Origin of the sequence: Furfurilactobacillus rossiae, assembly GCF_013394005.1 — a bacterium.
Lineage (GTDB): Bacteria > Bacillota > Bacilli > Lactobacillales > Lactobacillaceae > Furfurilactobacillus > Furfurilactobacillus rossiae.
In genome coordinates, this window is record NZ_CP040586.1 from 2688940 (window position 1) to 2710400 (window position 21461).

A 21461-nucleotide genomic window follows, 5' to 3' on the forward strand; every position below is an offset into this window, starting at 1 on the left:
AGTTGATCCTTTCGAAATATTTAGTTTATATAATTGGTGTCATACAAGCGGTCCACTGCTTGATTGTAACTATCTGTTGTATACACCTTTTTTACATTCTTACTGGATGCCGCTGCATCGAAATCAAATGTAGGCTTATGCTGATTCAGTTTACGAACATGGTCTCCGGAACTGTAAATATAGCGAATAATCTGGTCTCTATTATTAAAGTTTTTCCTTTTCAAATTACGTGAAAAAATCATGTTTACAGTTTGTCCAGTTTCTGTAACACCTTTTGTTGCCTTGTCTGACTCACCGAGCGACTCCATAAGATTAATCTGGTCGTTGTCGTTTTTGGGGTTTCCCTTCTGAATATCTGCAAACTCATTTGGCAAATATAGTTTCCTTAAAAACTGCCCATGCTTATAGTCGATTTGCAGTTGGGAACCTTTTTTAATTAGTGGAAAACGACTGGCTAATAAGAAATGAAGCGCCGGTCGCTCTGACGAAATAGTAATTGTAAATACGTCAACTTCATGATCATTAATCTGGATATACGTCTTGGGATTAAAGTGAAGAGCGTAATTTTCGGGACCATTATCATAATTATGTGGCATTGAGTAAATGTCATAACGATTTCCATAATATTGTTTAGCTCCGAAAACTCCTGCCCCAATAAGCACGATTAGACCAACAATCAATGCGACTAGCTTTCCCCTAGTGAGTTTCCCATGTCGGCGGGGGGTTCTAGTTTGTTTAGTAGCCTGTTGTTGTGTTGCTGATCCTTGACTCATCATTACTTGCTGAACGTCTGTCCCATTATTGCTCGGAGCCGCCTCTACGCTATTTGCTAAACTAGCATATTCACGATTAGCCGCCCCACAATAAGGACAAAACTTTGCCGTTTTAGAAATCTGTTTGCCACAATTTGAACAAAAGACCTTATCATCCATTTATCTATACCCCACTAGAACTGTTTAAGCAGCGACATCAAACTTGATAAGGCAGACTGCGCGGCAATATCGGCAACGATGAAAAGAAGTACATTAATGACAACTGTCGTTAAAATCGCTGTGTAAGCGGAATCAAAACTACCCGTTACACCTTGCTGTGGTGCAACAGACAATAGACAGCCACTCAACAAGATGAAGAGTTGTAAGACGACTAGAATGGCGTAAAAGCCCACGCCATTCGTTGAATTAACAGCAAACGAATCAAGAAATTGAACAACAGCTAAAACTAAAATGCTACTTGTGTAGTGAGCAAGTCTATTCGTGTAGCCTAAGAATGTTTGATCAAGATTGTGCGTAGCATAGTGGCTAAAGCAATAACTCACGCCAACAAAAATGGCATAAATTACCAAGCCAACAAAGATGAATTGCATCCAAAATGACGACTTAACGCCGCTTTGAGTGCTGGCACCAAAGGCTCCTAGCATTGAAGAACCCATTTGTTCAACCCGCTGAATAACGGTGTTGAATGAAAATGCGTTAAGCAAAATAATAATTGCAAAATTGATTAATCCAAAATACTGTCCCGCACTCTTGTCATTATTAAATGGTTTTTTCAACGCATTCCATAACCATTGAAAATAATTCGTTGCATAGCCCTGAACGGCCGCAACAGTTTGGTTAGATTGTGCAGGTGCAGGCGTCGGCGCGGCTTGGGATTGACTTGGTTGCGCTTGTTTAGCAGCCCCACTCTTTTGCCCCTCAACTGGCAAAACGAAACCACACTTGGTACAAAATTTATCATCAGGAGCTATTTCGGCTCCACAATTTGGACAATACTTCATTGTCCATCCCCCCTTTTTTGGCTAAAAATTGGTACATACAAAAGATCTTCGTTAATAACGAGTTGCTATTATTGAATTAAGTTTGCATAATTAGCATAAACTCCAAATTTAATGTCAATATTACATGTACTTTATATAAGATATACCAGCATATGTTTTATGTAAAATATAAATAGTTCATCACTCAATTATAAAAAGCTTCAACGCATCAGCTCTTTGTTATTGTCCCCTTAGAGTAGACAGACGAAATAATAAATCGTCTATCTATTTCTAAGGGGATTTTTGTATGGAAAAACAAGGACGTTCGTATAGTCTTGAACAAAAGCTAGACACTCTTTATCAGTTCAAACACTCAGGCAAAAGCATGAGGGCGTTCACCAAGGACTTTGGAATCGCATTTGTAACACTTAAAAAGTGGCTTGGCCTTGAACAATTAGAAGATTTTAAAGCGCTTGAACCAAGTCATGAATGGAAACGGTATTCGCAAGATACAAAGAATGCCGCAGTTCATGATCGCTTAGTCAATGGACTGTCTCAACTAGATATCGTTAAAAAGTATCAGATTAGTTCTACTTCTGTTTTACGAAGGTGGGTAAATCAGTATACTAATGGCAAGGAAATCAAAGCCACTAGTAAAGGACAAACAACCCATATGAAACAAGGTCGAACCACCAGCTATCAAGAACGTATTGAAATCGCAAAATATGCCCTCGTTCATGAGAAGGATTATCACACAACTGCCAATCATTTTAACGTGTCCTATCAACAGGTTTACACATGGGTACGTAAATACGAGAAGGATGGGATTCATGCGCTTCAGGATCGTCGTGGAAAGCGACTAAATCGTGAACCTGAGGAGCTAAGCGAAAAAGAGCGTTTAGAGTTGCGCATCAAAGAGCTGGAAGAGCGCAATGACTTCTTAGAAACACGTGAAGATTTGGCAAAAAAATTACGGGAGATTCAAAGGAGGAATCAATAGATTGGTTACACCCAGTAACCCGAATCGAACGTTATCAGGCGATTCAGGAATTGTCTGAACAAACTAATCCACGAACGCACAAACCTTATGTCATCGAACAGCTTTGTGCCCTTACAGGTATCAAGCGCGCCGCCTATTACAAATGGACACACCGAAAGCCTAATCAACGTGAGCTTGATAATGAAGTCATTTGGCAGTTCATTGAAGAACGTGAAGCTCGTGACTATGGCATCTATGGCTCACAACGAATGACACGGCTGATTAACCGTGAAACTGAGTTTCACGTTAATCGCAAGCGTGTGTATCGCTTGATGGATGCTCACGGCATGACCGCTTCAATTCGTAAAGCGAAGGTTGACCGTAAGTCCCAGAAAGCTGAAGTCATTACCGCAAACATCCTTGACCGTAAGTTTTCCGCTAACGAACCAAACCAACGATGGGTTACCGACTGCACTGAATTACAGTACGGCATAGATACCCTTAACAAAGTGAAACTAAGTGCCATTAAAGACCTCTATGACCATTCAATCATTGCCTATAATCTTAGTGACACAGAAACAGCGGCGGCTGTGACTATCACATTACACCGGGCCTTAGAAACTTGCCCAGACGCAGAACCACTGTTACATACTGACCGTGGTTCTGCGTCTATAGCTCGAATCTATGACTTAGAATTACGTCAACATCACATCACACACAGTATGTCTCGTGGTGGTAAACCTATTGATAATGGCGCCATGGAAACCTTTTGGAGTCATATCAAAGATGAATGGTTTGATCTACGACCGGCCGGCACGTTCAAAGAACTTGTCGCCTTAGTCGACGCTGGAATCGACTGGTATAACAATGGTCGTCCGCAAGAAACACTAAACGGCCTGACTCCGAATGAATATCGGAATCAGACCGTTCGCAAAGCAAGTTAATTTATATTATTTCGACTGTTTACTTGACTGGGTCATGTCCACTTTGACCGACGTGTTGAAGCTTTTTAACTGAGTTCATTTCACATGTTTTAAAAAGGAAACCATTTAATTAATCTGTTCAGCATACATTGATCACAAAAAGTTTTTAAACATCCATAAATACAATAATTCTAATTTCTAGCCGACCTCACAGAAATTGACATATGACTTTTGCCGTTTGAGCTTCAGTTATATTAAACATTCGTCGGTTCTTTTTGGACCGTGTCAAAATAATTCATTTTTTCCTCAGTCCACTTTTTTTCATCTTCTGCACCAATTTTCCGAATAGTCTTGGCGGGCGTTCCACCAACAATAACATTGTCAGGAACGTCACTCACTACAACTGCCCCAGCCGCAATAATCACGTTATTGCCGATGTTCACACCTGGACAGACTTTCACGCCACCACCAATCCATACGTCATTGCCAATGGTAATGGAATAACCATACTCTAATCCCATATTACGAACATCAGCCGCAATGGGATGCCCGGCAGTGTACAGTTCAACAGACGGACCAAGCATCACATTATCTCCGATATTAATCGGCGCAACATCCAAAAACACTGCATTATAGTTAGCGTAGAATCGACGACCAACATGCATATTCTTGGTGTAATCCATATGCATAGGTGCCTCAATGTATGCATCTCCCGAAGGACAGTCTATCAACGTCTTCAACATCTTATTACGACCATCGTCATCATCCGGATCCGTATTATTATATCGATAAATCATTTTACGTGTTTGATGTCTCATTGCTACCAATTGATCGTTGTCAGCATTATATAAGCGCCCAGACAACATTTTTTCATAATCTGTATCCATAATAAGATCCTCGATTCTTTAAATTAATTTTTGCGTCGATTGACGTTCAATAATTTTAAAAGGCAAGTATTTCATTTTAATCGTCGCATCATTGAGTAAGTAATTTACACCTTCTATGCCCATGTTATAGAAGGACTGCGTAACACTTGTTATGGCCGGTCTTACATAATCAACCAATTCTGTACCGTCAAAACTGATTAGGCTCAAATCATCTGGAACCCTATAGCCTGCATCTTTCACGGAATTCATCATTCCTATAGCAACAACATCGCTCGCGCAAATAGCAGCCGTTATGGGTAATTGATTTTCAAACTTAGTCAATGCATTCGATCCATCCTCGTAGAGGCAATCACCAATTTGAATATGCTTATCGTTGAAGGGTATTTGGTAATCATGTAGACACTGTTCGTAACCACGAATTCGATCACTAATTGAGCCATGCTGCGGAATACCAATGAGGCCAATACTACGATGCCCTTTTTTAATTAAAAATTCGGTGGCTTTATAACCCATTTGGTAGTTATCCGACGTTACATAAGGAAAACGCTGATCTTTAACTGCTGTTGACAAAAAGATACTCGGAATCGTCGTATCGGCTAAAATGCTCTTAACGTGTTCATTTAATTCAAGTGAAACTAAAATAATCCCCTTCACTGCACGTTCAATCACTGTCTTAATGGCACGTGATTGAGAAGACGAATCATTATTGCCTGCATATAGAATAAACACATCAAAATCATTTGCAGCTGCCTGATTTTCAATAGCCGTAATAATACTCGAACTAAAATTTGACTTTGTATCTGAAACAATAACTGCAATTACGTGACTTTGACGTTTAACTAGGTCAACAGCAGCAGTATTTTTAACATACCCAAGTTGTTCAGCAACATTTAATACATGTTTTACGGTATCGCCGTTGTGTTGTCCCTTGCCTGATAAAATTCGCGACACGGTGGCGATTGATAATCCCGTCTCTCTAGCGATGTCTTTAATCGTAATACGATTATCTTCACTCATTTAAACTACCCTTTGCTTAAAATAAAATTTTTAGATCATCTTACCGATGCCAAGTCTCATGTTCTTTTGATTTGGTATCTTTTTTATTTTACTTCACAAATTGTATTTCAGGGGTTGTAAACGTTTACATTTGAATCTACAATACCACTGTAAGCGTTTACATAAAACAAAATGTTTTTAGGAGATGTTCTTTGTGGAAGGAATTACACATAACACTGCTACGAAAGTTGACGTACAACACCCGCAGCAACATCATTCATTACCGAATATATCAATGAAGATTATGTTTGCAATCACCTTTGGCTTTATAGGTGTCAACATGGCCTTCTCCCTGCAAACTTCACAAATGAGTCGAATTTTTCAGACCTTAGGTGCCGACCCAAATAAACTTGGTCTATTTTTCATCTTACCGCCACTTATTGGAATGATTGTTCAACCTATCCTTGGTAAGTTTTCCGACGGTTTTTGGTCACCAAGATTTGGTCGTCGTATGCCAATTTTGATGGTTTCTGCCCCATTTGCAGCAATCGTCCTTGCATTACTGCCAAATGCTGGTTCATTCGGCTTTGGTTATGGTTCAATGGCTGCTCTAATTTTTGGTGCCACAGCCATTCTGTTGATGGATCTCTCAAACAATGCTTGCATGCAACCATTCCGCATGATTATAGGTGATATGGTTAATGAAGATCAAAAGGATCAAGCCTGGTCATGGCAACAAGCTTTCAGCAATATTGGCGGCGTGCTTGCTAATCTGTGTCCCTTCGTCTTAACTGGATTTGGAATCGCTAACGTTGCTAAACGTGGTGTCGTTCCCACATCAGTCAAACTCTCATTTTACTTAGCCGCATTTGTACTATTACTGACATCAATTTATACAATCGTTTCTGTTAAGGAATACGACCCTATTACATACGCTAAGTATCACGACTTTGATTACAAAGAAAAGAAACAAAAGAAATCCTTTATTACTCTGATGAAAGAAGCACCGAAAACATTTTGGGAAGTTGCCTTCATTCAGTTCTTCGCTTACTTTGGCATTCAATATCTATGGACTTATAGTACCGGTACTATCGCTCAAAATGTTTGGCACACCGCCAATGCTACCTCTGCAGGCTTCCAGTCAGCTGGTAACTGGTACGGAATTTTAACATTTGTTCAATCGATTGTTGGTATATTGTACGGCTTCCTCGTGCTGTCTAGAACAAGTCAGTACAAACGCCCCTTCTGGTATCGTATTGGATTACTGGCCGGCGGTTTAGGAATGATTTGGACTGCCCTTACTCACAACCAATATGTTTTAATTTTTGCTTTTGTGTTAATCGGAATTTGTTTCCTGACTATGCATGCAGAACCATTCGCTATTTTCACCACTTCAACTGATGGTCAAGATGATGGCGCCTACATGGGACTGTTCAACATATTCATTTGTCTACCGCAGATTGTGGCATCGCTAGCTAGCTTTGTACTCTTTCCAATGGTTGGACACTCGATGCCCGCAATGACTATCATCGGTGGTATCGCCTGGTTGATTGGTGCTGCACTTATGGGTGTCATTCATGTTGAACATCCAGCAGAAAATTAAAGATTGATGCATTAAGATCAAAATTTTAGGAGTTTTAAACATGGCAAACACTAAACTTACTTTTTCAAATGAAAATCAGATAATCAACATTAAGAACGCAACTGAATCTTTGCAACTGTCCATTTTAACGGACAGCATCATTCGTGTTTTCGAAAATCATAAAAAGGCAACTAATTCCTATGCCATTGAGGGGAATAAGTTTAAGCCAACAGACTACTCTGTCGAGCAGAATGGCAATCACCTTGAAATAACCACAACTAATCTTAAACTAAAAGTTTACAAGAATTTAATGCTAGATGTTTACGATGCTAATGATCAGCCGTTAATTATGGACTACCGCGGCACTCGTCAGCCAATCGATAAGCATATCGATGAAGCTCATAAAAAAATCGTTCGAGCAGAGGGACACGAAGTCTCCGCTGTGAATAGCGCTGAAGATTCCTACTATGAAATTGTGAAAACATTAGCAGATGATGAACAGTTTTATGGGTTAGGTGATAAAACCGGTTATCTCAATAAAAGAGGCTATGAGTACGATAATTGGAACATGGATGAGCCGCGCCCGCACATCGAAACTTTCACTCATCTATATAAATCAATTCCAGCTCTATTCGGTCTAAAGAATGGGCATCCTTATGGAATGTTCTTTGACAACACTTATCGTAGTCATTTCGATCTTGGTAAAGAAAATCAAGGTTACTATTTTTACTCAGCTGTGGATGGCAATATTGACTACTATGTTTTAGGCGGCAAAACTTTAAAAGACGTCATTTCAAACTACACATATTTGACCGGTACGACGCCATTACCTCAACGCTGGATGCTTGGCTATCAGCAGTCACGTTGGGGATATAGTATGAGTCAGGCCAAAGTAGAGGAAATTGTCGATAAGTTTGAAGAATACGATCTTCCCTTAGAAGCAGTCCATTTTGATATCGACTATATGGATGGCTACAGGGTTTTCACTTGGGATAAAAACAAGTACAAGAATCCAAAAAAATTGCTTTCTGATTTACGCAAACGTGGTGTTCGTGTCATTCCAATCCTCGACCCTGGCGTAAAACAAGACGATAATTACAATATCTACCAAGAAGGTGTCAAAAACGGATACTTTGCCAAAGGCACTGATGGCAGTATATATATCAACCGCGTTTGGCCTGGAAAATCAGCATTTCCAGATTTCGGTAATCCCGATGTCCGTCAATGGTGGGCAAAACACTGTAAATTCTTGTTGGACAATGGTGCAGCTGGCATCTGGACAGATATGAATGAGCCAGCAACATTTGATGGCGACATGCCAGAAGATGTTGTAATGACCGACGAAGATAAACCTTCTTCCCTCAAACGAATGAACAATGTTTATGGTCATAACATGGCTAAAGCAACGTTTGAGGGGATCAAAAACGAAACTGGCAAACGTCCATACGTTATCACTCGTGCCGCTTATTCTGGGACCCAAAAATATTCAACTATTTGGACAGGCGACAATCAAAGTATCTGGTCACACTTACAAATGATGATTCCACAAATGAGTAATCTTGGATTAAGTGGTTTTAGTTTTGCAGGTACAGACATAGGTGGCTTTAGTGCTGATACTACGCCTGAGCTGTTAACCCGATGGATTGAGGGTGCCATCTTCTCACCATTGCTTAGGAACCACTGTGTTCTTCAAGTTCGAGATCAGGAGCCATGGGTTTTTGGCGATAAGGTACTAAATATCTATCGTAAATTCTTGCGTTTGCGTTACCATTTCATTCCGTACTTATACGACTGTTTCTCTCTAGAAGCTAAGAATGGATTACCAGTATTTCGTCCATTAGTTCTTAATTACCCAGGTGACCCGAAAGTCCGCAATCTAAATGACGAATATATGGTCGGCAATCAAGTCCTAGTCGCTCCAATCGTTCAACAGGGTCAAACTAATAGATCTGTTTATCTTCCTGAAGGTTCTTGGATTGACTTGTTTACCGGCGTTCAATATACCGGTAATACTAATATTCTTGCAAATGCACAACTTGATCAATTACCTGTCTTTATTAAGACGGGGAGCATCTTACCATGGGGTAAGGCAGTTAATCACCTTGAAGATGCACCAGCAGACGAAATGACCTTTAGATTGTTTGGCGCCCGGGGTAGCTATGTTCACTATCAAGACAATGGTGAAGACTTTAAATATCAAGATGGTGAATATAATTTATATAACATCAAAGTGTCCGACAATGGTCACTGTTGTATTGAATTAACCAAACATGGCTATAAGCCCATTTATCGGACAATCCATGTTGAAGCAAACGGTAAGAATCTTCTGTTTACGTATGACGACACAACAAAAACATATGTAACTAAATAGCTAATTCTAATCATTTCTAAAAACACCTTTTACGCGACCAATCATAGCCGCATAAAGGGTGTTTTTAATCGTGCCAATGACTATTTATGTATACCTCATGACTTCTAGGAAACTCACGTTTAAAGGCCTGTCGCAATATCACCTTACCTTCATGATTATCAAACGAAATGTATTTCGTTTCATTTCGGTACCCCTGCTCAGTCACAGTCAGTAAGTGCTCCGACCGTTCAATCTTTAATGAGCGATCTTTTTTACGCGTTAACAACACAATTGCGATATTTTTGCCAGGTTTGCATACCTGTTTCAGGATATTTTCAGCCTGTTTAACTGGAATTAAACGCATCATCCTCGCTCCTTCAAAAATCTTTCCAATTCGTCAGTGAACGTTCGTTTTTGTAAATCAGTCGATATGAATAGCACAGTTGCTAATTGGTTGTTAACATAAAAGGCCACCCGAGCCGAACCAACCGTGCCCAAATTTAGACGAAACTCATGAATGGAACGCCCGTTAATTCGCTCATGAGCGGCAATTTTAGTTTTGCTCATACCGCTATTGATCTCTTCATCAACAGCTTCTAAAATTTCTGTTTGCATCTGATGCTGCTGGCTTCTGAACTTCTTGAAAAAAGACTTGCAACCCGCCTTGTCAAATACCACTTGCATCTTAAACCACTTCCTTCAGTTAAGGCATATCAGCTCAGGCCCTCCTAGACTATCGAAATTACGTCACTTTTTCATTCACAACAAGTTGATAAAAAGAAAACGCGGAATTCAGATTTTGAAATAAATCGGAATTCCGCGTTTTACATTTATCGATTTTCTAAAAACATTCGCGCACTACAGTTCCTAGTTTACTTCATCTGTCGTCGCTTAATTTCATCCAGTTGATAACTGTACACCTGGTGCGGTTCGTCGATTTTACCATCACGCTGTTCCAAAAAATCTGACGGAATATCGTGATCCGATAAAACTTTAACAACGCGCCGCATATCCCCAGTGAACCACTCGATGTTGTCCTCAACATATGGTTGTGTGCTTAAACCAAATTCATACACGCGCAACGGATTAATCACAACCAGTAACTTTTTCTTGCCCGATTCGGTGATGCGATTAACGTGCCGCAACAATTTTTGTGGAGTCATTCTGTTCACCCTTCCTGTTATCCAGTCTAACAGACATGATGATAATCTTTCTTTGATTTTGCTTGAAAATTCAAACGGTTAACATAAAATTAATGACCATTTATCCTGTCAAACTGACCGTTTGTCAGTAAAGACATGACAGCGACGCAATTTCTGCGTATGGTTAATTCAACAGAAGGGAGTGCTTACGGTGAAAATAAATTTTGAAATCATTTCAACAATTTTAGAACCATTCATCACCATCCACGCCGCTGAGAAAACGCCACAGCTTGTCCAATTAAGTGATGAAATTCAACAATTATCTAATTCGCTAAATCTAACTGGCTACCGCGACACCAAACGTAAAATGATCTCCGTTTTAGAGATTAATCGCATTCAAACCAGCGGCAAACGTGTTATTTGTCAGACACTCGATGGTGAGTACGAACTACACCAACGTATTTATGAGCTCGCCAGTACGCTACCGCATAATTTATTTATTCGAACTTCAAGTAGTGAAATCATTCGCATAGCCTGGATCAAGGAATTTGTTCTAACACCAACCGGGATGTACCAAATCATTTTACGTGACGGTCAACAAACGTACACTTCACGAAGATACACGCGTGAAATTAGAAAGGAGTTGCTCTCATGAAAAAATTAATTAGCTATCTTCTCCGGGGCATAACCATTGGTATTACAACTGGTTTCCTAATCAGCTTAACCTTTGCATTTATTTATCAGAGCAAAGACTACGCGCCTTCCGCGCCCACCTTCATGTCACATTTCTCCTCATCTACCTCAGCCACCGCCGTTTCTGCATTACTTTGGGCCTTGATCGGATGTGTATTCGCAATTTCTAGCTTGGCGTTTGAAGTAGACCAATGGAGCATTACTAAACAAACAATAGTCCACTTTCTAATTACCTATGTAGGTTTCACCCCGCTGGCCATTCTCTGTGGTTGGTTCCCTTTAAACTTCTTCTGGCTTTCGTTTTTCACCCTCATTTTTGTCATCGTTTACTTCATCATTTGGTTGACTTCCATGATTACGGCCCGTCACGAAGTCCGCGCCTTTAACGCAAAATTACATGATTGAAACCTGTAATCACCATAATTCTCCTGTCTAAACAAAACAAATCGGAGCTAACATGCAAAATATCGCATTTACTAATATCGTCTTGGCACTTTTTGCACTATATGCCGTACTCAAACGTCAATTGTCCCCACATCGAATCCAACTCAATTTAACGCTGTATCTTTTCTTGATTTTGTTTGGTGTTGCTTCAGTTGCTGATGCCATCACGCACGATCATTTGATCATTACAGCAGGTGCAGGACTATTCGTTTTAGGATCCTTAATCAGTGCTGTCTTATTTGGTTATCTGCGAACACTTTCTTACCGCCTGTGGATTGATAAAACTGGCACAGTCATGAGACAAGGCAACTGGGTGACGATTGCCTTGTGGATAGTTGGTTTATTCATCCATTCTTTAGCCGGCCTGACTTGGCACGGCAGTAATGCAACCATCTTGTTGTATCTTGGCATCACATTACTGGTTCAACGCGGACTAGTTTGGTTACGTGCTAAAAGACGATATCCAGAAGCAATGGCTAAAACTATGACACTACATGAAAACCGGCACGCAGAACGTGAACAACGCCACCAACGTAAACGTGCGGCACGAATTGCACGTCATCAACAATGACTAAAAAAAGACTTGAGAACTCGACCAATTAGGTCAATTCTTCAAGCCTTTTTAGATGACTAAACTGTATTTCGGTTTCACGTGTAACATTTTTAAGATTTTCAGCTATTAGTGCGCTTCCGTCAGTCAATCTCATCATTTAGAATTCAATTAAGTGATGCTTAATCGCATAACGTACCAAGTCGACATGAACATGAATATCCAGTTTGCGCATAATATTGGCCTTGTGTGCCTCGACAGTTTTTGTCGAGATAAACAGTTTGGTAGCAATTTCCTTATTCGAGTATCCGAGTGCTATCAGCGGCAGGACCTCTTGTTCACGTTTTGACAATGCTTGATAACTTCCAAGCTCCACAGCAGTGGCATCCGGGTTAATTTTATCGATATCCGATGCCGTCATTTTGATATTATTATCGAGATATTTCTTCCCGCTCGCAATAACTGTCAATCCGCGAATAACCTCTGTGTCGGGTGAGCTTTTAAGCACGTATCCCATCGCACCATTTTTGATGGCCTGATTAATATAAGTTCGTTCATCGTGCATTGATAAAATCAGAATTTTAGTCTTGGGAAACGCGGCATGCAAACGTTTCGTTGTCACCAAGCCATTTTCACCGGGCGGCATACTGAGATCCATGACCAATATGTCAATGCCACCCTCTTCTACACGCAAAGATGCTTCAGTTCCAGTTGCGGCCTCGTCAACCACCCTTAACCCCGGCTGTTTATTGATTAAATAAGTCAGGCCAGAGCGTACAACCGCATGATCGTCTGCTACTAAGACACTAAGCATCCGGAAGACTTCCTTCCATCACTTTAATCGGAAACTTGACGGTAATTGTGGTGCCAACGTCAAGTTTTGAGTCAATTTCAAAAACACCGTTTAACGCTTTAATTCGATCTGCCATATCGTGTAACCCTAATGAATGACCGTTAAACGCTTGGTGATCGGCCACTTCAAATCCAACACCATTATCAATAATTTGCAGTGATACATAATGTTGATGTGCCACAAACAAAAGGAGAACTTCAGTCGCCTCAGCATGTTTCAACACATTATTGATGGCTTCTTGAGCAATTCGATATAACGTATTTTGAACCGCTGGGGTTAAATTATCGCCAGTCGCATTGCCAGCCACCGTAATCGTAACACCAGTCGCCGTCTCAATTCGTTCCGCCAGTGTTTTAAACGCTTCGACTAGCCCAAAGGCATCCAACACCGATGGCCGAATGTTGATTGCCATGTCCTTTACTTCACGCAATGTATCACGTAATTGTGCTTCAATGATTCCTGTCCGTTTGTGCATCACGCTGGCACACTCACAACAGCAGGGTTCGTTTAATTTACGCACGCCCATTATAGCGGCGTAGACGCCCTGTGCAATGCTGTCATGGAGATCTGCAGAAATCGTTTTGCGCGCTTGTTCCTGAGCATCATTGATCGCACAATTCTGTTTGCGTCGGTCAGCCAGCATATTCACGCGATCGATGGCACCACAACTTTTAAGTGTCAATGCAAATGTGTTAGAAGCGGCATCAAGCACCGTGTAAGTCATAGCATAATTTGTGAGTTGACTGTCGGTGCACTGAGACAATACAGGCATTGAAAAGTCTGTCGTTGAATTCATCACCTGACAACGTTGACAGCCGCTTCGATCACGATTACGCCATAACGTTGCTTGAACAATTTCAATCAAGTACTGAGGCGAAAAGTTTAACTTATTCTCCAAAGTTTGTGCCAGGGCATTACTGGCAATTAATTCGTCGTCCTGAAAGATCAAAATTGCCTCAGGTGCCTGTTCAAAGTAATTATGAATCAATTGATCTTTATCAAACACAAAATAACCCCCTTCAAACACACATTAAACGACTGTTACCATGCTGTTTCGCACACTAACTAAAATCGCTCAAGAGGAGAGGGCTGAACTCCGATAACATCTAAACCTTTTGATTAGAATAGTTCACTATTTCACAAGAAATGAACTATAATCCCCGAGCACGACCGTCTTTATACGGTCACATTAATATAAAATAGCTTAACATATACAGACTATTTGTAAACGCTTACCGAGAATTAAACTACTCTTTTTATTGGGTTGCGCACAGTTTAAAAAACTCTAGTAATCACAGATGACACCGTCTATGTATCGTTTCTCTAAATAGATACGTGGCCAACAAAAACAGCGATGATCTACTCCAAATCAGAGGTGATCATCGCCGTTTTTATTTGCTGTCTGTTCTGCTAGTTACTACATTGTTGTTTAAATTGGCATTTTAAGGCCGCCAACTTCACCTGAACAACCTCATTGCGGTTAATCCGGGCAAAGGCCAAGGTCTCGTCTAACAATTGCTGAATTTCCGTGGCATCATGCCGCAAGTTAATTGCATTTTGTGCGGCCAGAAATTTAATGCGCGGCAAGTAATATGTCACCCGCTCGTCACAGCAAATTTTCAAACCTGCTTCAATCAGCCAATTACTGCGCCGATAGTTTTGCTGAGCGGCATAAAATTCTGCCGTAAAGAAAATGAGCGTCAGCACCCGAAGATAGTATTGGTTTTCATCTCCCAGTGCCGTGTGTTGATTTAGCCGAATGTACTGATACACCTTGTCAAAGTAAAATGACGCCTGCTTTTGCTGCTGATGACGATCATACATAATGCCCGATCCCAAAAAGGCCAACTGCGTGAAAATCGTTTGATGCTTTTCATCCAAATCATTTAGAATTTGCGAAAAGTCAAAGAGAATGTCATCTGGCTGCCGATTAATCAGGGCATTTACAATACCGCGCAAATAACACAACTGCATCTTACTATTCAGCGCATCAATCTGTTTGGCATCAATTTTGGCGAGATGTTTGAGTACACCCTGATAGTTTTCGACCATCAATTCGCGCTCAATTGCATCTAACTTTGTTTGTAACTCAACCGCGGTCGACTTCCCTTGATATAAGTCGTCTACCGTCATGCCCAAACGAACACACAGTTTACTCAAGATCGACAAGGCCGGCACACGACGATTACTTTCAAACTTACTCAAAGTAGCCTGCGTGCAAATTCCCTGGCACAATTTAACTTGTGAAATTTTAAGGGCTTTGCGCCGCTGAACAAACACTTGTGTCTCCATTTTGGCACCTTTCTGTCATCGTTTAATGTGGGACTTCATTTTGGAAGCGCGTCACACCATTTTATTCATGAATGCCCAATGCCACTTTGGCATAACGGGTCATCATCCCCATGTTCCATGCTGGCTCCCACACGAGGTGAATATCACATTCAGTAACACCGTCAACTGACAGTGCCGCTTCCGTGATGGCATCATCTAACATATTCCCCAGCGGACAACCCATAGTGGTCAGCGTCATGGCGATGTCACAATGACCGTCAACAACTGTTACGTTGTAAATGAGACCTAAATTCACCATGTCGATTCCTAATTCGGGATCAATCACGTCAGCGAGTGCTGTCATAACCGCTGTTTCCGTCTTTGATAATGTCGCTGCTTCTCTTAACATTCGCTGCCCTCATCTTTTCATTTCAATAGTCACAAGTTCCACTAACCAATCGACCCTTCCATTTCGAAACTGATCAAACGGTTTAATTCCACGGCATATTCCATCGGTAACTCTTTAGTAAAGGGCTCAACGAAGCCCATGACGATCATTTCAGTGGCTTTTTCTTCGGAAATACCACGGCTCATCAGATAGTACAATTGTTCTTCAGAGATCTTAGAAACCTTTGCTTCATGTTCCATTGAAACGTTGGCATTATTGATTTCATTGTATGGAATTGTGTCTGATTTCGACTGATCGTCCATGATGATGGTGTCACATTCCACATGCGCTAGAGAACCGTCTGAATGTTTGCCAAACCGCACAGTTCCTCGATAGTTTGTCGCGCCACCTGTCTTTGAAATCGACTTTGAGACGATTGAACTAGAGGTGTTTTTCGCGTTGTGGATCATTCTGGCGCCGGAATCCTGCAAGATGTGATTGCTGGCGACCGCAATGGACAGCATTGTGCCCCGAGCACCTTCACCGTTCAGGTACACACTCGGATATTTCATTGTCACTTTTGAACCGAGGTTACCGTCAACCCATTCCATCGTGGCATTCTCAGCGGCAGCTGCACGTTTCGTCTCAAGACTGTAAACGTTGTCCGACCAGTTCTGAATCGTTGTGTAGCGACAATAGGCGTCTTTTTGTACATTCACCTCGACGACTGCTGCATGCAAACTGTCCGAAGAGTAGTTCGGCGCCGTACAGCCTTCAACGTAATCAACCTTGGCGCCCTCTTCAACGATAATTAAGGTTCGTTCAAACTGCCCGGAGTTCTCCGAATTCAAACGGAAATAGGATTGAATTGGCGTACTTGTTTGCACGCCCTTAGGCACGTAAATGAAAGAGCCACCAGACCAAACCGCGGCATTCAACGCCGCAAATTTATTGTCCGAGGGTGAAACCAGTTTACCGAACCATTTTTTGAATAAATCTGGGTATTCCCGAAGAGCAGTGTCCGTATCCGTAAAGATAATACCTAACTTGGCAAAGTCGTCACGCATATTGTGATAGACCACTTCAGACTCATACTGTGCTGATGAACCGGCTAAGTAATTCCTTTCAGCTTCTGGCACACCCAGTCGGTCAAACGTTTTCTTCAAATCTGCCGGTACGTCATCCCAATCACGATACTTTTTATCCGTCATTTTTTGGTAGTAGTGCATGTTGGCCAAGTCCAATCCCGATAAGTCTGGCCCGTACGTTGGCATCGGCAAGGATTGATAAATTTTGTAGGCCTTCAAACGATAATCAAGCATCCATTGCGGCTCATGTTTGGCCGCCGAAATTTCACGGACCGTGGTCTCAGTTAACCCGCGCCCGGTGGAGTAGGCAGGCTTAATATCATCATGAAAGCCAAACTCGTAGTCTTCATCTTTTACTGGTACTGCAGTCGTTTCTGACATTACGCCTCACCGTCACTTTCTTCTTGTTGATTGCTCAATAACGCTCGCTGTAACGCCCACCAAGACAGCGTTGCACACTTAATTCGAGCTGGAAAACTAACAATACTGGATAAAATTGCTGCATCATCCAATTCGTCTAAATCTGCTTGATCATGCTGTTTGCCCATAACCATATCAGAAAACGTCTTCGCCATTTTAAGCGCTTCATCCTTAGTTTTTCCAAGAACCGCATCGCTCATCATACTAGCCGAGGATTGGCTAATCGTGCAGCCCTCTCCAGTAAAGCCAATATTAGTAATGACATCGTCCTCATTTAAATCAATATCTAAATTAATAACATCGCCACAGGTCGGATTTTTCACAGTCATCGTTGTCGTCGCATCGGTCAGTGCATGTTTGTGATGTGGATGGTCAGCGTGGTCCAAAATGACTTCCCGATATAAACTATTCAGCTTTGATAAGCTCATGACTAAAGAACTCCTTTGTTTCGATCAGTGCGCGAATTAAGCGATCCACATCATCTTGAGTATTGTAGATATACAGGCTAGCGCGGGCCGTTGCCACTAAACCGAGCGTTTCCATCAGTGGCTGTGCACAATGATGACCAGCGCGGACGGCAACACCTTCCATATCCAGTGCTGTGGCAACATCATGAGGATGCAGTCCCTTAATATTGAATGCAATAACGCCAGTATGTCTCGCAGGATCATGTGGACCGTAAACCTCAATCTGACGATCAGCGGTCAACTGAGGTAGCAAACTGTTAACCAATTGATGCTCATGTGCCTGTACATTGGTCATCCCCAAGTTTTCTAAATAATCGATGGCAGCGCCTAATCCCACTGCGCCAGCGATATTTTGAGTGCCAGCTTCAAACTTCCACGGCAATTCATTCCAAGTGCTTTCGTACCTGTGAACAAAATTAATCATCTCACCGCCAAACTGATACGGTGGCATTGCGGCCAACAAATCCCGTTTACCGTACAAAACACCGATTCCGGTTGGCGCCATCATTTTGTGACCAGAGAAAGCGTAAAAATCAACGTCGAGCGCTTGAACGTCAACAGGCATATGTGGCACCGCTTGAGCACCGTCGCAAACCATAATGGCCCCATGTTGATGTGCCATTTTAGTCAGCGCAGCAATGGGATTGACCGTTCCCATTACATTACTGGCGTGAGCCACTGCAACAATTTTTGTTTTATCCGTAATCTTGGTCTCAGCGTCTGTCATGTCCAATTCACCGGTTGGCGTCAGCTCAATGTACTTTAACGTCGCATGTTTGCGCAAAACCAATTGTTGCCACGGAATGAGGTTACTGTGATGTTCCATAATGCTAATCACGATTTCATCGCCAGCCTCAATATTGGCTTCGCCATACGTACTAGCGACCAAATTAAGACTGTCCGTTGCGCCTTTCGTGAAAATTACTTCAGCAGGCTCAGCAGCGTTGATAAAGTGAGTCACTTTATGACGAGCATCTTCATATGCGGCTGTTGCACGTTCTGCCAGCGTATGAACGCCACGATGTACATTGGCATTATCTGTTTGATAAAAGTGTGTCAAAGCGGCCACAACTTGATTAGGCTTCTGGGCCGTTGCCGCATTGTCTAAGTACGTTAATGGTTCATTATTAACCAGCTGATCAAGAATTGGAAAGTCGCCACGTAGATCACTTATATCAGTTTTCATCAGTCAGCTTCCTTTCAATCGTCGTAATTAGTTCCTGCCGAACAGTCTTGGCTGGAATCGCACTCAAAACGACCCCGAGAAAGCCGCGAATGACCAGCCGCTGCGCTTGTTGTCTGTCGATTCCTCGACTCATCAAGTAATACAGTTGCTGTTGATCAACCTGACCTACACTAGCGGCGTGACCCGCCAATACATCATTTTCATCAATGAGTAGAATTGGATTAGCATTTCCGCGCGCTTCGTTTGACATCATCAAAAGCCGGTTTTCTTGCTCAGCCTTAGCCCCTGAAGCACCGTGAATAATGTCACCGATACCATTAAAGACCAACTGTGATTGTCCCAAAAGAACCCCGCGTTGCAGAATATTACCAACTGAATGTTTGCCGCGGTTGGTGACACCATTATTGATGCCCATCTGCGCCGTACCATCTGTTATGGCAATCATTTTCGAGTCAGTTTCTGCGCCTTCGCCTAATAAATTAGTATCAATGTTACCAATGGTATTGCCATCATTGAGTAGCCCCACCGCCCAGTCAATGTTTGCATGAGTGGCAGCCAATCCACGACGTTCAAAGTAAGTCTCCGTTTTAGGGCCAAACGCATCAAGGGAAGAAAAACGAACCCGACTGTCTTCAGCAGCGTCAATTTCAACAAAACAATTTGCAATGTTTTCCGCTTCACCAACCGTTGATAGATGTTGGGTGAAAGCAAACTCACTACCCGCTTCAGCAACAATTAAAACGTGCGAGATCAACGGGTGGTCAGTCTTCATGCTGTCCTGAATGATATGCGTTTCAATTGGTTGGGTCACCACGACCCCACGTGGTACATATACAAAGATACCGCTTGTTAACATTGCCATATGGTAACTCGTCAACTTTGTTTCATTCGTTTTAATAACATTAGTCATTAAATGCTGTTTGACCAACTCTGGATATTCCCGCATGGCATCGAATAGATCCATCACTAGGACACCTTGCTTAGTGAGCTGGGCTGGCAACTTAACTTGTGTGGTTGTTTGACCAACCTGAACGATACTAATTTGTTGATCATCCATTTTTGCGGTAGTTGCATCCAACTCGGATTGAGCCAAACTGGCTGACGATGACTGCCAATGTATTTTCGTAGACGGCATCAGTTGCCAATCCCTGTAATCAAATCGCTGAACCCGTGGCATCTTCAACGTTGGCAGCTGGTCTATTGCTACTCGTCGTTTGTCGGTCATCCATGTGGGTTCATCATGCTTTGTCACCATGTCTTCAACCAGTGGCATTGTTTCTTGACTCATGATCACTGCCTCCTAGTTTTCATCCACAAGGTCAACATCCAGGCCAAATTCATCACGGAGACCAGCATAACCTTCATCTTCAAGTTTCAAGGCCAGGTCTGCACCACCAGTTTTGACAATGCGCCCACCCATCATTACGTGAACAACATCAGGTTTAATGTAGTTTAGCAAACGTTGGTAATGCGTAATGATTAAGGCACCAAAATTGTCGCCACGCATGGAGTTCACACCCTTAGCAACCACCTGCAAGGCATCGATATCCAATCCTGAATCAATTTCATCTAACAGCGCAAACGCTGGTTTGATCATCAATAATTGGAGAATTTCGTTCCGTTTCTTTTCCCCACCGGAAAAACCTTCGTTTAAGTATCGCTCCGTCATTGCTTCATTCATATCAAGGAGGTCAAGATTCTTATCTAATTCCTTTAAAAAACTCATCACTGAAATTTGGTCATCCTTTGGACGGCGGGCATTAATAGCAGCCCTTAGAAATTCAGCGTTAGTAACGCCAGGTATTTCAGCTGGATATTGCATTGCCAAGAACAAGCCTCGACGGGCACGCTCATCGACTGGCATATCAAGGATACTGTTGCCGTCCAATAAAATATCACCTTGTGTCACGTGGTAGGCAGACTGCCCCATGATGGTTTCAGATAAGGTCGACTTCCCCGTTCCGTTTGGTCCCATGATGGCATGAATTTCACCAGTACTCATGGAGAGATTAACACCCTTCAAAATTTCCTTAACGGTACCACTTTCACCGTCTTGTACTTCAACATGCAAATTCTTAACTTCGAGTGTTGACATTCTCTTTGACCTCCATCGGTTGTGTTCTTGTGATTAATTTCATGATCTCAAATATCTAAAACAAGTATATTCTGGAATATTCCTGTCGGTATATTAGGCATCTCCCTAATATTTATGAAAACCCTTTCGTGATAATCTTTAACCATTATCCACACAGAAAGGGCGTTATCTTATGGAAATACAGGTCTCGGTCAATGAACAGTTAACCGTTCATTGCATGGATCACCTTGAAAAACGAATCTCTAGGCAACTTCATCGTCTAGGAATCGAACCAGGTACTGTCCTAACCGTCGTGCGCCGTTATCCATTTCACGGTCCGGTAATCATTGAATTCGATGACCAACGTATCGGTGTTCGGGACGCTGTGTTGCAAACCTTAACGAGGCACTAATGT

At 42.0% G+C, this 21461-nt stretch carries 24 protein-coding genes; 8 read left to right on the forward strand and 16 right to left on the reverse strand.

Annotated elements, in window-relative coordinates:
• Positions 1 to 20: 20 nt before the first annotated feature.
• Both LROSL1_RS12855 and LROSL1_RS12860 read right to left on the reverse strand, forming a co-directional pair.
• Positions 21 to 932, reverse strand: a complete 912-nt coding sequence (locus LROSL1_RS12855; RefSeq protein WP_178914852.1) for a zinc ribbon domain-containing protein — start codon at positions 930 to 932, stop codon at positions 21 to 23.
• 14 nt (positions 933 to 946) lie between these two features.
• A complete protein-coding gene (locus tag LROSL1_RS12860; RefSeq protein ID WP_178914853.1) occupies positions 947 to 1774 on the reverse strand; it encodes a zinc ribbon domain-containing protein in 828 nt (275 codons plus the stop codon).
• Positions 1775 to 2060: 286 nt separating this feature from the next.
• Here LROSL1_RS12860 and LROSL1_RS12865 point away from each other — a divergent pair, with 286 nt between their 5' ends.
• Together LROSL1_RS12865 and LROSL1_RS12870 are read left to right on the forward strand one after the other, a co-directional pair.
• A complete protein-coding gene (locus LROSL1_RS12865; protein WP_178913378.1) occupies positions 2061 to 2753 on the forward strand; it encodes a helix-turn-helix domain-containing protein in 693 nt (230 codons plus the stop codon).
• A gap of 50 nt (positions 2754 to 2803) precedes the next feature.
• Entirely contained in the window at positions 2804 to 3676 is an 873-nt protein-coding gene (locus LROSL1_RS12870; RefSeq protein ID WP_178914854.1) for an IS3 family transposase, read from the forward strand.
• A 233-nt stretch (positions 3677 to 3909) separates the two neighbouring features.
• On the opposite strand, the gene LROSL1_RS12875 is transcribed toward LROSL1_RS12870, so the two are convergent.
• Both LROSL1_RS12875 and LROSL1_RS12880 read right to left on the reverse strand, forming a co-directional pair.
• Positions 3910 to 4542, reverse strand: coding sequence for a sugar O-acetyltransferase (locus tag LROSL1_RS12875; RefSeq protein ID WP_178914855.1), 633 nt, complete (start codon positions 4540 to 4542; stop codon positions 3910 to 3912).
• 18 nt (positions 4543 to 4560) lie between these two features.
• Positions 4561 to 5559, reverse strand: a complete 999-nt coding sequence (locus LROSL1_RS12880; RefSeq protein ID WP_178914856.1) for a LacI family DNA-binding transcriptional regulator — start codon at positions 5557 to 5559, stop codon at positions 4561 to 4563.
• A 274-nt stretch (positions 5560 to 5833) separates the two neighbouring features.
• Here LROSL1_RS12880 and LROSL1_RS12885 point away from each other — a divergent pair, with 274 nt between their 5' ends.
• Positions 5834 to 7141, forward strand: a complete 1308-nt coding sequence (locus LROSL1_RS12885; protein ID WP_225440587.1) for an SLC45 family MFS transporter — start codon at positions 5834 to 5836, stop codon at positions 7139 to 7141.
• Positions 7142 to 7181: 40 nt separating this feature from the next.
• Positions 7182 to 9491, forward strand: coding sequence for a glycoside hydrolase family 31 protein (locus LROSL1_RS12890; RefSeq protein ID WP_178914858.1), 2310 nt, complete (start codon positions 7182 to 7184; stop codon positions 9489 to 9491).
• 64 nt (positions 9492 to 9555) lie between these two features.
• On the opposite strand, the gene LROSL1_RS12895 is transcribed toward LROSL1_RS12890, so the two are convergent.
• From LROSL1_RS12895 to LROSL1_RS12905, 3 genes are all read right to left on the reverse strand, one after another.
• Positions 9556 to 9837: a hypothetical protein gene (locus LROSL1_RS12895; protein ID WP_225351477.1), complete on the reverse strand. Its 282-nt coding sequence runs from the start codon at positions 9835 to 9837 to the stop codon at positions 9556 to 9558.
• Complete coding sequence (locus tag LROSL1_RS12900; protein ID WP_178914859.1) at positions 9834 to 10154, reverse strand: hypothetical protein; 321 nt, start codon at positions 10152 to 10154, stop codon at positions 9834 to 9836. The genes LROSL1_RS12895 and LROSL1_RS12900 overlap by 4 nt, the downstream gene beginning before the upstream one ends.
• A 188-nt stretch (positions 10155 to 10342) precedes the next feature.
• Positions 10343 to 10633 (reverse strand): hypothetical protein, encoded by a 291-nt coding sequence (locus tag LROSL1_RS12905; protein ID WP_017262477.1) that lies wholly within the window; start codon positions 10631 to 10633, stop codon positions 10343 to 10345.
• Between the two features lie 190 nt (positions 10634 to 10823).
• Between LROSL1_RS12905 and LROSL1_RS12910 the strand changes: the two genes are divergently transcribed.
• Genes LROSL1_RS12910 through LROSL1_RS12920 form a run of 3 tightly spaced genes read left to right on the forward strand, consistent with a single transcriptional unit; the run spans position 10824 to position 12320 of the window.
• Positions 10824 to 11267 carry a LytTR family DNA-binding domain-containing protein gene (locus LROSL1_RS12910; protein ID WP_178914860.1) on the forward strand — a complete coding sequence of 148 codons (444 nt, stop codon included), beginning with the start codon at positions 10824 to 10826 and terminating at the stop codon, positions 11265 to 11267.
• The gene (locus LROSL1_RS12915) at positions 11264 to 11710 is read left to right on the forward strand and encodes a DUF3021 domain-containing protein (protein ID WP_017262475.1); all 447 of its coding nucleotides are present in this window, start codon (positions 11264 to 11266) and stop codon (positions 11708 to 11710) included. The genes LROSL1_RS12910 and LROSL1_RS12915 overlap by 4 nt, the downstream gene beginning before the upstream one ends.
• A 52-nt stretch (positions 11711 to 11762) precedes the next feature.
• Positions 11763 to 12320, forward strand: a complete 558-nt coding sequence (locus LROSL1_RS12920; protein WP_178914861.1) for a hypothetical protein — start codon at positions 11763 to 11765, stop codon at positions 12318 to 12320.
• Between the two features lie 139 nt (positions 12321 to 12459).
• Here LROSL1_RS12920 and LROSL1_RS12925 read toward each other — a convergent pair whose 3' ends face one another.
• The 9 genes from LROSL1_RS12925 to sufC form a co-directional block, all read right to left on the reverse strand.
• A complete protein-coding gene (locus LROSL1_RS12925) occupies positions 12460 to 13113 on the reverse strand; it encodes a response regulator (protein ID WP_178914862.1) in 654 nt (217 codons plus the stop codon).
• Positions 13106 to 14158, reverse strand: coding sequence for a sensor histidine kinase (locus LROSL1_RS12930; RefSeq protein WP_178914863.1), 1053 nt, complete (start codon positions 14156 to 14158; stop codon positions 13106 to 13108). Before LROSL1_RS12930 ends, LROSL1_RS12925 begins: the two co-directional genes overlap by 8 nt.
• Positions 14159 to 14562: 404 nt before the next feature.
• Complete coding sequence (locus LROSL1_RS12935; RefSeq protein ID WP_178914864.1) at positions 14563 to 15444, reverse strand: helix-turn-helix domain-containing protein; 882 nt, start codon at positions 15442 to 15444, stop codon at positions 14563 to 14565.
• A 61-nt stretch (positions 15445 to 15505) separates the two neighbouring features.
• Entirely contained in the window at positions 15506 to 15832 is a 327-nt protein-coding gene (locus tag LROSL1_RS12940) for a metal-sulfur cluster assembly factor (RefSeq protein WP_178914865.1), read from the reverse strand.
• 41 nt (positions 15833 to 15873) lie between these two features.
• Complete coding sequence (gene sufB, locus LROSL1_RS12945) at positions 15874 to 17280, reverse strand: Fe-S cluster assembly protein SufB (protein WP_178914866.1); 1407 nt, start codon at positions 17278 to 17280, stop codon at positions 15874 to 15876.
• Positions 17280 to 17747, reverse strand: a complete 468-nt coding sequence (sufU, locus tag LROSL1_RS12950; protein WP_178914867.1) for a Fe-S cluster assembly sulfur transfer protein SufU — start codon at positions 17745 to 17747, stop codon at positions 17280 to 17282. The genes sufB and sufU overlap by 1 nt, the downstream gene beginning before the upstream one ends.
• Entirely contained in the window at positions 17725 to 18972 is a 1248-nt protein-coding gene (locus tag LROSL1_RS12955; RefSeq protein WP_178914868.1) for a cysteine desulfurase, read from the reverse strand. The genes sufU and LROSL1_RS12955 overlap by 23 nt, the downstream gene beginning before the upstream one ends.
• A complete protein-coding gene (sufD, locus tag LROSL1_RS12960) occupies positions 18962 to 20260 on the reverse strand; it encodes a Fe-S cluster assembly protein SufD (protein ID WP_178914869.1) in 1299 nt (432 codons plus the stop codon). The genes LROSL1_RS12955 and sufD overlap by 11 nt, the downstream gene beginning before the upstream one ends.
• Before the next feature lie 12 nt (positions 20261 to 20272).
• Positions 20273 to 21067 (reverse strand): Fe-S cluster assembly ATPase SufC, encoded by a 795-nt coding sequence (gene sufC, locus LROSL1_RS12965; RefSeq protein ID WP_178914870.1) that lies wholly within the window; start codon positions 21065 to 21067, stop codon positions 20273 to 20275.
• A 172-nt stretch (positions 21068 to 21239) separates the two neighbouring features.
• Here sufC and LROSL1_RS12970 point away from each other — a divergent pair, with 172 nt between their 5' ends.
• Positions 21240 to 21458, forward strand: a complete 219-nt coding sequence (locus tag LROSL1_RS12970; RefSeq protein WP_178914871.1) for a FeoA family protein — start codon at positions 21240 to 21242, stop codon at positions 21456 to 21458.
• The last annotated feature ends 3 nt before the right edge of the window (positions 21459 to 21461 follow it).

What these genes read in the sequence shown, in the direction of transcription:
- LROSL1_RS12855 (WP_178914852.1), bottom strand. Translation starts at nt 932, where the DNA reads ATGGATGATAAGGTCTTTTGTTCAAATTGTGGCAAACAGATTTCTAAA.
- LROSL1_RS12860 (WP_178914853.1), bottom strand. Translation starts at nt 1,774, where the DNA reads ATGAAGTATTGTCCAAATTGTGGAGCCGAAATAGCTCCTGATGATAAA.
- LROSL1_RS12865 (WP_178913378.1), top strand. Translation starts at nt 2,061, where the DNA reads ATGGAAAAACAAGGACGTTCGTATAGTCTTGAACAAAAGCTAGACACT.
- LROSL1_RS12875 (WP_178914855.1), bottom strand. Translation starts at nt 4,542, where the DNA reads ATGGATACAGATTATGAAAAAATGTTGTCTGGGCGCTTATATAATGCT.
- LROSL1_RS12880 (WP_178914856.1), bottom strand. Translation starts at nt 5,559, where the DNA reads ATGAGTGAAGATAATCGTATTACGATTAAAGACATCGCTAGAGAGACG.
- LROSL1_RS12885 (WP_225440587.1), top strand. Translation starts at nt 5,834, where the DNA reads ATGAAGATTATGTTTGCAATCACCTTTGGCTTTATAGGTGTCAACATG.
- LROSL1_RS12890 (WP_178914858.1), top strand. Translation starts at nt 7,182, where the DNA reads ATGGCAAACACTAAACTTACTTTTTCAAATGAAAATCAGATAATCAAC.
- LROSL1_RS12895 (WP_225351477.1), bottom strand. Translation starts at nt 9,837, where the DNA reads ATGATGCGTTTAATTCCAGTTAAACAGGCTGAAAATATCCTGAAACAG.
- LROSL1_RS12900 (WP_178914859.1), bottom strand. Translation starts at nt 10,154, where the DNA reads ATGCAAGTGGTATTTGACAAGGCGGGTTGCAAGTCTTTTTTCAAGAAG.
- LROSL1_RS12905 (WP_017262477.1), bottom strand. Translation starts at nt 10,633, where the DNA reads ATGACTCCACAAAAATTGTTGCGGCACGTTAATCGCATCACCGAATCG.
- LROSL1_RS12915 (WP_017262475.1), top strand. Translation starts at nt 11,264, where the DNA reads ATGAAAAAATTAATTAGCTATCTTCTCCGGGGCATAACCATTGGTATT.
- LROSL1_RS12920 (WP_178914861.1), top strand. Translation starts at nt 11,763, where the DNA reads ATGCAAAATATCGCATTTACTAATATCGTCTTGGCACTTTTTGCACTA.
- LROSL1_RS12925 (WP_178914862.1), bottom strand. Translation starts at nt 13,113, where the DNA reads ATGCTTAGTGTCTTAGTAGCAGACGATCATGCGGTTGTACGCTCTGGC.
- LROSL1_RS12935 (WP_178914864.1), bottom strand. Translation starts at nt 15,444, where the DNA reads ATGGAGACACAAGTGTTTGTTCAGCGGCGCAAAGCCCTTAAAATTTCA.
- LROSL1_RS12940 (WP_178914865.1), bottom strand. Translation starts at nt 15,832, where the DNA reads ATGTTAAGAGAAGCAGCGACATTATCAAAGACGGAAACAGCGGTTATG.
- sufB (WP_178914866.1), bottom strand. Translation starts at nt 17,280, where the DNA reads ATGTCAGAAACGACTGCAGTACCAGTAAAAGATGAAGACTACGAGTTT.
- sufU (WP_178914867.1), bottom strand. Translation starts at nt 17,747, where the DNA reads ATGAGCTTATCAAAGCTGAATAGTTTATATCGGGAAGTCATTTTGGAC.
- LROSL1_RS12955 (WP_178914868.1), bottom strand. Translation starts at nt 18,972, where the DNA reads ATGAAAACTGATATAAGTGATCTACGTGGCGACTTTCCAATTCTTGAT.
- sufD (WP_178914869.1), bottom strand. Translation starts at nt 20,260, where the DNA reads ATGAGTCAAGAAACAATGCCACTGGTTGAAGACATGGTGACAAAGCAT.
- sufC (WP_178914870.1), bottom strand. Translation starts at nt 21,067, where the DNA reads ATGTCAACACTCGAAGTTAAGAATTTGCATGTTGAAGTACAAGACGGT.
- LROSL1_RS12970 (WP_178914871.1), top strand. Translation starts at nt 21,240, where the DNA reads ATGGAAATACAGGTCTCGGTCAATGAACAGTTAACCGTTCATTGCATG.